The 11,376-nt window shown below is 76.8% G+C and carries 10 protein-coding genes; 3 read left to right on the top strand and 7 right to left on the bottom strand.

Annotated features, from left to right (window positions below):
- Positions 1-1,314 precede the first annotated feature (1,314 nt).
- Together ABD990_RS32570 and ABD990_RS32565 are read right to left on the bottom strand one after the other, a co-directional pair.
- A complete protein-coding gene (locus ABD990_RS32570) occupies positions 1,315-2,007 on the bottom strand; it encodes a demethylmenaquinone methyltransferase (protein WP_345384652.1) in 693 nt (230 codons plus the stop codon).
- A gap of 320 nt (positions 2,008-2,327) precedes the next feature.
- Positions 2,328-2,918 (bottom strand): hypothetical protein, encoded by a 591-nt coding sequence (locus ABD990_RS32565; RefSeq protein WP_345384651.1) that lies wholly within the window; start codon positions 2,916-2,918, stop codon positions 2,328-2,330.
- An 89-nt stretch (positions 2,919-3,007) separates the two neighbouring features.
- On the opposite strand from ABD990_RS32565, the gene bla reads away from it, so the two are divergent.
- Positions 3,008-3,910 (top strand): class A beta-lactamase, encoded by a 903-nt coding sequence (bla, locus tag ABD990_RS32560; protein ID WP_425569710.1) that lies wholly within the window; start codon positions 3,008-3,010, stop codon positions 3,908-3,910.
- A gap of 84 nt (positions 3,911-3,994) precedes the next feature.
- Here the strand turns inward: bla and ABD990_RS32555 are convergent, their stop codons facing one another.
- Complete coding sequence (locus tag ABD990_RS32555) at positions 3,995-5,092, bottom strand: glycosyltransferase (RefSeq protein ID WP_345384649.1); 1,098 nt, start codon at positions 5,090-5,092, stop codon at positions 3,995-3,997.
- Position 5,093: 1 nt separating this feature from the next.
- Positions 5,094-6,239: a glycosyltransferase family 4 protein gene (locus ABD990_RS32550; RefSeq protein WP_345384648.1), complete on the bottom strand. Its 1,146-nt coding sequence runs from the start codon at positions 6,237-6,239 to the stop codon at positions 5,094-5,096.
- A 155-nt stretch (positions 6,240-6,394) separates the two neighbouring features.
- On the opposite strand from ABD990_RS32550, the gene ABD990_RS32545 reads away from it, so the two are divergent.
- The gene (locus tag ABD990_RS32545; protein WP_345384647.1) at positions 6,395-7,192 is read left to right on the top strand and encodes an inositol monophosphatase family protein; all 798 of its coding nucleotides are present in this window, start codon (positions 6,395-6,397) and stop codon (positions 7,190-7,192) included.
- Here ABD990_RS32545 and ABD990_RS32540 read toward each other — a convergent pair.
- Positions 7,171-7,656 (bottom strand): DUF3592 domain-containing protein, encoded by a 486-nt coding sequence (locus ABD990_RS32540; RefSeq protein ID WP_345384646.1) that lies wholly within the window; start codon positions 7,654-7,656, stop codon positions 7,171-7,173. The genes ABD990_RS32545 and ABD990_RS32540 overlap by 22 nt on opposite strands.
- 80 nt (positions 7,657-7,736) lie before the next feature.
- On the opposite strand from ABD990_RS32540, the gene ABD990_RS32535 reads away from it, so the two are divergent.
- Positions 7,737-8,939: an isochorismate synthase gene (locus ABD990_RS32535; protein ID WP_345384645.1), complete on the top strand. Its 1,203-nt coding sequence runs from the start codon at positions 7,737-7,739 to the stop codon at positions 8,937-8,939.
- Here the strand turns inward: ABD990_RS32535 and ABD990_RS32530 are convergent.
- Together ABD990_RS32530 and ABD990_RS32525 are read right to left on the bottom strand one after the other, a co-directional pair.
- On the bottom strand, positions 8,936-9,088 hold the full coding sequence (locus ABD990_RS32530; RefSeq protein ID WP_345384644.1) for a hypothetical protein: 153 nt from the start codon (positions 9,086-9,088) through the stop codon (positions 8,936-8,938). The two genes, ABD990_RS32535 and ABD990_RS32530, sit on opposite strands and share 4 nt — an antisense overlap.
- Before the next feature lie 706 nt (positions 9,089-9,794).
- The gene (locus tag ABD990_RS32525) at positions 9,795-11,201 is read right to left on the bottom strand and encodes a hypothetical protein (protein ID WP_345384643.1); all 1,407 of its coding nucleotides are present in this window, start codon (positions 11,199-11,201) and stop codon (positions 9,795-9,797) included.
- Between the last annotated feature and the right edge of the window lie 175 nt (positions 11,202-11,376).

Below are 11,376 nucleotides of genomic sequence, written 5' to 3'. Positions count from 1 at the left end.
CGGCCCCCCGGGATGTGTCGGCCCCCCGGGATGTGTCGGCCCCCCGGGATGTGTCGGCCCCCCGGGATGTGTCCGTCGCTCGGGATGCGTCGGCCGTCCGCCCGGCAGCGCCCCGCACGCCCGCGGCCTGCGGGGCCGCGGCGCCGGTGGTGGTGGGCTCGGGCGCCTGCATTTCGCTCCTTGTGAACTGGTTCACGAGGTTCTTGTGAACTGTTTCACGAAGTTCGGCGGGATGTCCAGGCACCCCCGGCCGATCGAGGCCGGATCCGCCCAGTGATCGCCGGGGGTGATCAACCCGACGACGAGGGGCGGCGGGGTGGTCGGGTCCGCCGGCTCCTCGGTCGCCGCGCTACCGCTCTCGCACACCCGCTCCGGCGGGGCGGCCGACCGCTCGGAGCCGACAAAGTCCGGAGTCGGCGCGGCACAGCCGGTTCGGCGCGGCACAGCCGGTTCGGCGCGGCACAGCCGGTTCGGCGCGGCACAGCCGGTTCGGCGCGGCACAGCCGGTTCGGCGCGGCACAGCCGGTTCGGCGCGGCACAGCCGGTTCGGCGCAGCACAACCGCTCGGACCGCCCGGCACACCCCTTCCCTCCGTCGCACACGTCGTCGACCGGGTGTGGACGGCCCGAGCGGTTGCGCGAGCCGGCGAAGCGGTGTTCCAACCAGGTCCGCGGTCGGGTCCACCGACTCCGCGTCCTCGTCGGGGCGGCGCGCTCGCCACACCCACCCACTCCGGCGCGGCGGCCGATCGCGCGGGGCCGCACAACCGGTTCGGCGCGGCACAACCTCTCTGACCGCCCGGCACACCTCTTACGCTCGTCGCACACGTCGTCGACCGGGTGTGACCGGCCCGAGCGGTTGCGAGCCGGCGGAGCGGTGGTCCCCACCAGGTCCGCGTCGGGACCGACTCCGCGTCCTCGTCGGGGCGGCGCGCTCGCCACACCCACCCACTCCGGCGCGGCGGCCGACCGCTCGAAGCCGGCACAACCGGTTCGGCGCGGCACAACCGCTCACACCGCCCGGGCACACCCCTTCCGTCCGTCGCAACGTCGTCGACCAGGTGTGGACGACCCGAGCGGTTGTGCGAACCGGCAAAGCGGCGGCCCCACCAGGTCCGCACTCGGGTCTGCCGGCTCTGCGTCGTCGTCGGAGCGGCGGCTCCCGCACATCCGGTCCGGCGGCATACACCGTGTCGACTGGATGTGCCGCGGATCAACCGGGTGTGCGGTCCTGCCAGGGCGGGTGTGCCGCGCGCTTCGGGATGTGCGACCCGCTGGTCAGAGACCGGGTCGCCCAGGCCGCGGGGTCGCGCCGTCAGGCGGGCCTGGTGGCGCGGTGCAGGGCGACGGCTCCGCCCGCGAGGTCGCGCCAGGCAACCCGGGACCAGCCGGCGCCCGCGATGATCTCGGCGAGCCGGCGCTGCGGGTACCAGTCCAGGATCGAGTCGCTCAGGTAGGTGTAGGCCTCGGGGTTCGACGCGACCCGGCGCGCGATCGCCGGGAGCACCCGGCGCAGGACGACGTCCTGGTACGCGATGCGGTACGGGGTCCAGGTGGGTGTGCCGAACTCGCACACCACGAGCCGTCCGCCGGGCCGGGTGACGCGCGCGAGCTCGGCGAGGGCGCGTGCGGTGTCGGCGACGTTGCGCAGGCCGAAGCTGATCGTGACGGCGTCGAACGACTCGTCGGCGAAGGGCAGGTGCAGCGCGTCGGCGGCGACCTTGGGCACGCGGCGCTGTGCCCCCGCCTGCAGCATGCCGAGCGAGAAGTCGGCGGCGACGGTCCAGGCGCCCGACTTCGCCAGCTCCACGGTCGAGACCGCGGTGCCGGCGGCGAGGTCCAGCACCCGCTGCCCGGGCTGCAGCTCGAGGGCCTCCCGGGTCAGCCGCCGCCAGCGCCGGTCCTGCCCGGCGGTGAGGACGGTGTTGGTGAGGTCGTAGCGCCGCGCGACGCCGTCGAACATCGCCGCGACGTCGTGCGGGTCCTTGTCGAGCTCGGCCCTGCCCACACCGGGAACCCTACGGCCCCGCCCCGCCGGCCCGCCCTCCGGCCGCGGAGCCCGGCACCTCCCTACTCGCGCCGCAAGAACTCCCGACTCGCGGGTCCGGAACTCGACACGCGGAAGCTCGTGGAGCGACTCACCGAAGCCCACACCCCGACTCGCCGAAGCCCACAGCGCGACTCGCGGGAGGGGCGCCCACCTCGGCGAATCGCACTGTGGGCTTCGGCGAGTCGGGCTCCCTGCACCAGCGAGTCCGGCGCCCAGCTCCCGCGAGTCGGGAGATCCGGACGTTCGAGTCGGGAGTTCCGGGCCGCGGCGCGTTGTCGTCAGCGCTGGTGGGGAACGCTGCGGAGGGCGGTGCGGAGGCCTTCGAGGTACTCGGCGCGGGTACGGGCGGCGAGGGCCTCCCAGTCCGACTCCGGCACCGAGAGCGGACCGTCCGCGCCGAGGTAGGCGCTCATCCCGTGCAGCGCGATCCAGCGGTGGTCGTAGTGGTGGGGCGTGCGACGGTCCCACGCGACCGCGCGGATCACCATGCGGCGCAGGCGCTGCGGGTCGGTGAAGGCGAAGCGGTTGATCGGGCCGCCGAACCGCTCGTTCAGGGCGTCGACGGCGGCCGAGGCTGTGGGGTCCGTGCAGCGGCGGGCGTCGAACCGGGCGCGGACCTGGCCGGCGTAGAACCAGAAGGCGGCGTCGGCGGGACGGCCCTGCTCGAGCAGCACCTCGGACAGCGCGTACAGCACGGGCGGGGCGAGGCGCTCGGGCTCGAGCCGGACCAGCTCGGCCACCTGCCGTCGGACGTCCGGGTCGGCGTCGAGGAGGCCGGCGATTGCGTCGCGGGCCAGGGCGGTGTCGATCGTCGCGTGCTCGCCGGTGGGCTCGACCACGACGGTCCGCCCCGGGGTTCCCTCGCTCATGCCGCCAGCCTCGCCCGGGCGGCCGTGCGCGGACATCCGTGACACTACGGAGCCCGCGACGCCCGCACCTGGCTACGGTGGGTCACGTGATCGACACGTTTCTCTCGCGACGGGCCGTGCTGCTGGCCGGCGTCGGCGCGCTCGTCGGAGGGTGCGCGACGCCCGCCGCCCCGACTCCGACGACCACCTCCGGACCCGCGACGACCCCGGCCGACGACCCCGCCCTCGCCGACCTCGAGCGACGGTTCGGCGGCCGGCTCGGGGTGGCCGCCGTCGACACCGGCTCGGGTGCGACCGTCCGGCACCGCGCCGACGAGCGGTTCCTGATGTGCTCGACGTCGAAGCTGCTGGCCGCCGCGGCGATCCTGCGGCTGCGCCACGAACAGGCCGGCCTCCTCGACCGCGTGATCACCTACACGCCGGCCCAGCTGGTGGTGAACTCGCCGGAGACGCAGCGGCACACCTCCATGACGGTCTCCGAGCTCTGCCGCGCCGCGATGACGCTCAGTGACAACACCGCGATGAACCTGCTGCTGGAGGTGCTCGGCGGCCCGCCGGCGCTCACGGCCTTCGCGCGGGCGATCGGCGATCCGGTCACGCGGCAGGACCGCACCGAGCCCGAGCTCAACCGCGCCGCGCCCGGCGACGAGCGCGACACCTCCACACCCGCGCAGATGGCCGCGAACCTGCGCGGCCTGGCGCTCGGCGGCACCCTCGACCCCGAGGGCCGCGACCTGCTCGTCGGCTGGCTCGGGGCGAACACGACCGGCGCCACCCGGATCAGGGCCGGGCTCCCCGCGGACTGGGCGGTCGGGGACAAGACCGGCGCGGGTGGGCAGGGCGAGGTCAACGACGTCGCCGTCGTCCGGCCGCCCGGCCGCGCCCCGCTCGTCATCGCCGTCTACACCGCACCGACGGATCCGACGACGGACGCCGCCCCGACGGTCGCGGAGGCGGCCTCGATCGTCGCGCGCACCCTTGTCCCGGCCTGACCCGGCGCCACCCCCGGACACCGCCGTTTCCGCAGCTCACCGGGGGCCGTGAGGGGCAACTGCCGCTCCAGGGGCAACCACCGCTCACGGGGTGAGGACGGACAGCATGCGCTCCACCGACACCGGCCAGCCGTAGCCCTCGGCGCGGGTACGAGCGGCACTGCGACGCACGCCCTCGTCGGCCGCGAGGTGGGTGGTGACGCCGCGGGCGAAGTCCTCCGGGGAGTCCTCGGCCCCGGGGTCGCCGACGATCTCGGGCAGCGCGGAGGACCGCGACACCACGACCGGCGTGCCGCTGGCCAGCGACTCCAGCGCGGAGAGCCCGAAGGTCTCGTGCGGGCCGGGGGCGAGCGACACGTCCGCCGACGCCAGCAGGGTCGCCAGCCGCGCCCGGTCCGGCACGAACCCGAGGAAGGACACCGGCAGCCCGGCCGCCCGCCGCTCCAGGGCGGACCGGCGCGGCCCGTCCCCGGCGACGACCAGGCGAACCCGGTGCCCGGCGTCGCACAGCGCGGCCACCGTGTCCACGCTGCGCTCCGGGTGCTTCTCCGGCGACAGCCGTCCGCAGTGGACGAGCAGCGCGTCCGCCCCGCCGCCCAGCCGGGCCCGCAGCGCCGGGTCGTGCCGCTGCGGCGAGAACGTGGCCAGGTCGACGCCGAGCGGGACCTGCCGGACGTTGCGCGCCCCGATCCGCTCGAACTCCGCCCGCGCGAACCCCGTGGTGCAGACGACCGTGTCGTAGGCCGCGGCCATCCGCGCGTTGGCGAGGTCGGCCGCCCGGCGGGCCGCCCCCTCCGGCAGGAGGAACTGGTGCAGCAGCCGGTCGAGCCGCTCGTGCGAGATCACCACGCTCGGGATCCCGCGGCGGGCGGCCCAGGTCCCCAGCCCGCGCAGGGTGAGGCGGTCGGAGACCTCGAGGGCGTGGGGCCGCAGGCGGTCGAGCAGCCGTTGGACCCGCCAGGGGTCGACGGCCCGGTAACCGCCGGTGCCCGGGATCCGTGGCGCCGGGACGGTGATCCGGCGGGTGCCGCCGGGCAGCCGGCGGTCCTCCGCGCGCGGGCCCGGCACCACGAGCACGACCTCGTGGCCGCGGGCGGCGTAGCCGGTGCCGAGGGCGTCGAGCGCGGTGCGCAGGCCGCCCGAGCGCGGCCCGTAGAAGTTGGCGAGCTGGACGATCCGCACGTCAGGCGGCCTCCCGCTGCACGGCCCCGGTCGAGACCTCCCGGTAGTGGCCCACCAGCTCGTCGCACACGGTGGACCAGGTGCGGCGCAGGACCGACCGGCGGGCGGCGGCCCCGAACCCGGCCCGCAGACCGGGGTCGCGGAGCCGGTCGACCGCGGCGCGCAGGGCGGCGTCGGCGGCGGGCCGGCCCGCGTCGTCGTCGGGCAGGGGCGGGACGAGGTAGCCGGTCCGGCCGGGCAGGACCAGGTCGCGCGGGCCGCCCGCGTCCGGCGCGACGACCGGGAGCCCGGAGGCCAGTGCCTCCTGCACGGCCTGGCAGAAGGTCTCGGCGGGACCGGTGTGGACGAAGACGTCGAGCGAGGCGTAGAGCGCGGCCAGCTCGTCGCCGCCCCGGAAGCCGAGGAACACCGCCCCCGGCAACGCCGCCCGCAGCCGCTCCTCGCTGGGCCCGGCCCCGACCACCACGAGCCGGACGCCGGGCATCCCACCCAGCGCCGCCAGCCGTTCCACCTGCTTCTCGGGCGCGAGCCGGCCGACGTAGCCGACCAGCAGCTCGCCCGCCGGGGCCAGCCGCTCCCGCAGCTCGCCCGAGCGCCGGGCGGGGGTGAACCGCCGGGTGTCCACGCCGCGGGCCCACTGGTGCACCCGCGGCACCCCGCGCTCGCGCAGCGCCTCGGTCGCCCAGCTCGACGGCGCCAGCGTCCGGTCGGCCTGCGCGTGCAGCCGGCACGTCCAGCGCCAGGCGGCGCGGGCCGTCAACCCCAGCCCGTACGACGAGGCGAACCCGGCGACGTCGGTCTGGTAGACCGCGACCGTCGGGATCCCCAGCCGGCGGGCCGCCCACAACCCCCGGGCGCCGACGACGAAGGGCGCGGCCAGGTGCACGACGTCCGGCCGGAAGGCGCGCAGGGCCTTCACGATCCGTCGGCTCGGCACCCCGACCGGCATCGAGCTCACCACCGGCAGCTCCAGCGCCGGCACCCGCACGACGGGGACGCCGTCGTGGGAGTCCGGCTCGTCGGTGCCGGGGGCGACGACGAGGACGTCGTGCCCGGCGTCGCGCAGGTGCTCGAGCACCCGCAGCACCGAGTTCGTGACGCCGTTGACCACGGGGAGGAAGCACTCGGACACGATCGCGACACGCACGGCGGCACGCTTTCGCGCCCGCCGCGCCACCCGCCGTCGGCCACGTGACCCGCGGGGGAACGTCCGGCCAACAGCGCGAGAGTTCACGCGGGCCCACCCCGGAGCGTCACCGGCGGGACGCCGCGGTGATACCCCGTTCGCGGACCCTCGGCCGCATGACGGTCCTCACCCGCACCCCCGCCCCGGTGGATCCCGGGCTGCTCTCCCGCGCCCTCGAGGTGGCGGGCCGGCTCGCCAACGACGCCGCGGAGGTGATCGTCGCGACCGCCGGCCGCGCGCCCGGGTCCGAGGCCAAGGCGGACCCCTTCGACTGGGTCACCGACACCGACCGCACGCTCGAGCGGCACACCCGCCGGGTCCTGGCCGCCGAGTTCCCGGGCATCCCGGTGGTGGGCGAGGAGTACGGCGCCGACGCGACGGCGGCCGGTTCGCCCTTCCGCTGGATCGTGGACCCGGTCGACGGCACCGCCAACTACGTCGCCGGCTTCCCCTGGTGCGCCTACAGCCTCGGGCTGGTCGACGGCGACGGCCCGGTCGTCGGGGTCGTGGCGGATCCGAGCCGGGCGCAGATGTACGCGGCGGCGCGGGGCCGGGGCGTGCGGGCCAACGGGGTGCCGGTGCGGGCGGCGACGGGCACGACGGCGGTCGGTGCGCTGGTCTGCGCCGAGTCGCCCTCACCCGGATTCGTCGAGCGGGCGGCCGCGCACCACACGGGTGTGCGGGTGCTGGGGTCGACCGCGCTCGCGATCACGCAGGTGGCGCTGGGCCGGGCGGTCGGCGCGGTGATCGACTCCTACCACGAGTGGGACGTCGCCGGCGCGCTGTGCCTGGCGCTCGAGGCCGGGGCCGTGGTGGTCGACCGGGCCGGGCGGCCGGACCCGATGCCGACCGGCGGGGTGCTCGTGGCGGTCCCCGCCGTCGTCGAGCAGGTCTACTCGTGGTGGGCGGCCTGACGCCGCCGCCGCACCAGCACCGCCGCCCCGCCGAACACCGCCCAGGCGAGGGCGACGAACCCGATCGTGAGGGGCAGGCCCGAGAGCGCCGTGCGCCCGGCGACCCGGACCAGGTCAGGATCGGCGCGGTCGTACTCGACGAGCACCGTGGTGCCGGGCTCCAGGCCGCGCGGGTAGTAGACGCCCCGCTCGGGGACGAGGAGTTGGCCGTCGGGCACCGGGAACCGCACGAGCGTGCGGGCGAAGGTCGACCCCTCCAGCACCTCGGCGGTGGCCGTGGCGCGGTTGCGGCTGATGGCGACGTCGTCCGCCACCGCCCCCGCGAAGCCGACGACCGACAGGAACGTGGCCAGCACGGCGAGCCCGACGAGGATCGTCGGCAGGCCCCGCCACAGGGCGCGTCCGACGGTCCGGGCCGTGCGCCCGGCCTCGACGAACACCTCGCCCGCCACGCCTCCGGCCATGCGGGCGAGTGTAGGAGTGTGGTTACCGCCTCCCCGCCGGGGACGGGCGCCGACCGGCGGCGGTGCCTACGCTCGGGTACGTGACGACCGCTGCGCTGCCCACCGGTCTGGAGGTCCGGACCCGTGAGGTGGACCCGCCCGCGGACGGCCTGCTGTCGCTCCTGCCGCAGGCACGGGGCGCGCTGTCCTGGGTGCGCGGCGGCGAGGGACTGGTCGGCTGGGGCGAGGTCGCGCGCTTCACCGGGACCGGGGCGGGGCGGTTCGCCGAGGCGGACGCCTGGTGGCGCCGGCTGCTCGGCGAGGTCGACGTCGCCGACGAGGTGGGCCTGCCCGGGACCGGTGCGGTCGCCTTCGCGTCGCTGACCTTCGCCGACCGCTCGCCCGGGTCCGTGCTGGTGGTGCCGCGGGTCGTGGTCGGGATGCGGGGCGGGCGCGCGTGGGTCACCGAGTTCGGCGACCCGCACCCGATGACCGCGGCCGAGCCGGTGCGCCCCAGCGGGCGGCTTCGCTACGCAGACGGCGACCTGCCCGTCGCGGGCTACCGCGCCGCCGTCGCCGAGGCGGTCCGGCGGATGCGGGCCGGCGAGCTGGGCAAGGCCGCGCTCGCCCACGACCTGCTCGCCGTCGACGACGCGCCGCACGACCCCCGGCACCTGCTGCGCGGGCTCGCCGAGCGCTACCCCACCTGCTGGGCGTTCGCCGTCGACGGGCTGGTCGGCGCCACGCCGGAGCTGCTGCTGCGCAAGCGCGGCCCGGTCGTCGAGTCGCGGGTGCTGGCCGGCACGGTGTGGCCGGGCGAGGGCTCGCTCAGCTCGGAGAAGAACCGGGTGGAGCACGCGTACGCGGTCGACTCGCTGGCCGAGCGGCTGCGCCCCTTCTGCCGCACCCTCGAGGTGCCGTCGGAGCCGACGGAGCTCGCGCTGCACAACGTCTCGCACCTGGCCAGCGACGTCCGCGGCCGGGTCCGCGGCGACGCCTCCCTGCTGCGCATCGCCGGTGCCGTGCACCCCACCGCCGCGGTGGGCGGCACCCCGCGGGCGGAGGCCGTCGCGCTGATCGCCGCACTGGAGGGCATGGACCGCGGCCGCTACGCCGGCCCGGTCGGCTGGATCGGCGCCGACGGTGGCGGAGAGCTCGGCGTCGCGCTGCGCTGCGCCCAGCTCGACGGCCCGGTCGCCCGCCTCTACGCGGGCTGCGGCATCGTCTCCGACTCCGACCCCGACACCGAGGTCCGCGAGGCCGCCGCCAAGCTCCTCGCGGTGCGGGAGGCGTTGGAGGGCTAGCCGGCCGTCGGGTAGGTCGTCCTGTGCTTCGGCACGAGGAGGGCGAGAGCGACGGCGAGGAGGACGAGGCCGCCCGCGACGGCGAGGCCGGCGGGGCCGACCAGGCGGTCGCGCAGGCCTCCGACGTAGGGGACGTCGTACCAGAGCACCCCGTGGACGTCGGCCGCCGCGACGGGCTGCGGCGCCGGGCGGCGACGTGCTCGCCGTCGGTGTGGCCGTGGTCGTCGGCGTGGCGAAGGTGGCCGAGGTGGGGAGCCCACCCCGGTCACCACGACCACCCCGGGCCCCGACGACGACCGCTCCTGAGCCGTCCACCGTCCCGAGCGCACCCGTCGTGATCCCCGAGGGCTCCGCCGACCCCAGCAGCTCCGCCCCGCCCAGCTGACGCGGCCAACCAGGACAGCTTCCGCCGCGGAGATCATCGCTCGGGACACCTCCCGGCCACAGGCGGCCCGGTTCCACACCACGATCACCGCGAGCCGCCGGGACCGGAGATCCCCGCCGCCCGAGCCGCGTGAGGCACTACGGAGCGGTCACCGGCCCAAAGATCACCGCCCTGGACACATTCCCGCCATGAAACGGCCACGAACGGTCCCGCACGATGATCTCCGCGGACCCCGTGCCGCGCCGCTGCGAAGATCACCGCTATGGACACTTCTAGGCCATGAGTGGCCGCGAACCGTCCCGGACGACGATCATGGCGAGCGCAGCGGACGCGCACCGGCCTTGATCGTCGATGGTGGACAGGAACGGTCGATTTCCGACCGTCCACGTCCACAGGTAGTGATCAAGCCCGTCGGGCGAGGGCCGAACCGCCGGTCGGACGCTCCGAGGAACGAGTCCGGCCTGCGACGTCTACGCCTGACGTGCCTCCCCCGGCACCCCCTCCGGCGCCGGGGAAGACCCGTCGCGTGGCGGCGGGGCCGCCACGAGGCGCAGCGAACCACGGGTCGTCGGGCGGCGCTCGTCGACCGCCTCGACGAGGGCGAGCACCTCGGCCTCGACCGAGGCCTCGGACCCGCTCACCGGGACCTGGGACTCATCCTCCGGGATCCCGGACGCACCAGCCGAGACCCCGGAGCCACCCACAGGAACCCCGGCACCTGCTCGGCCCCCGGACGCACCCGCCGGACGATGCCACACATCCTTCGAGACCTCGGACGCACCTCCCGGACCCTCGGACGCACCCGCCGGAATCGCGGATGCACCCGGAGGAACCTCGGACGCACCCGCGGGAACCCCCGACGCAGCCGGAACCTTCGCCGCACCCGTCCGGACCTCCGACTCCCCCGCCGCCCCGTCGAGCAGGGCGGAGAGCGGGGTGGGGCGTGAGCCGGACGGGCGCCCGACCGAGCGGAGGGCGGCGCGCAACCGCTCCGCCTCCACCCGGTACGCCTCCCGCTGCTCCCACAGCCCCCGCACCGCGCTGAACAGGAACGGCACGGCGGCGGCGAGGAGCGCGGCGGTGGCGGCGAGGGTCAGCGCGACGGGCATCACGACCGCGGTCCCGGACGCGCGGATCGCGTGGGCGGCCGCGAGGGCCACGAAGGCCACGCCCACCCGGCGCAGCAGCGGCCGGTCGCGCCGGAGCCCCGCACCCACCGCGAGCAGACCGGCCGCGCCGGTCCCGGCCCAGGCCGCCAGGGCGGCGTCGGCCACCAGCGCGGTGGGAAGGCCGACGCCCGGGGCGAGGCCGTGCAGGGTGCCGGCCAGCGCGGCGGCGCACGCCAGCACGGCCGCCGCGAGGGTGACGGCGGGCCGGGTGGCGGGCGAGCGCCGGCGCACCGCCACCACCAGCAGCGCGACGACGGCGAGCTGGCCCACCACGGCCACGAGCGGCCACAGCCCGGCCGCGCCGCCGACGTCGAGCGCCACGGGCAGCGGCCCGACGAGAGCGGCGCCACCGACAGCGGCGGCGATCCGGCCCGCCCGCCGGCTGCCCGAGGCCCGACCGGCCACCGCGATCATCACGGCGGCGGCGATGCCGCCGGCGAACACCAGGACGGACGCCAGCCGCGCGGCCGGCAGCCCCGCGGCGTCGACGGCCCGGACGGTCGCCCACGCGACGCCCCCGACCAGGGCGAGCAGGCCGCACTCGACGCCGAAGGCCCGCGCCGCCACGGGGCGCACGCGGAGCCGGTCGGACCGGGCGGGACGCCGCGCACCGGTCGCGGCCCCGCGGCGGCGCCGACCCGTGGGCCACGCGTCGGGGGCGGGCCGCGCGGTGGGGGCGTCCGCGCGGCTCCGGGTGCTGGAAGTCACCGGTACCTCGGTCGTTCGACGGGCGGCCGGGCGCGGGGAGCGAGCGAGGCCGGGAGCGTCGGCTCCGCTCCCCTGTCGGCACTCCCCCACCGGCCGTTACGCAGAACGCACACTAGCCGCCGCAGAGTGACCAGTCGGAGCAGCCCTCTGCGCCGTCCGGCCCAGACCCGTTGCG

The organism is Pseudonocardia yuanmonensis (genome assembly GCF_039542425.1).
In the GTDB taxonomy this organism is placed as follows: domain Bacteria; phylum Actinomycetota; class Actinomycetes; order Mycobacteriales; family Pseudonocardiaceae; genus Pseudonocardia; species Pseudonocardia yuanmonensis.
This window is presented reverse-complemented; position numbering and strand designations above follow the sequence as displayed.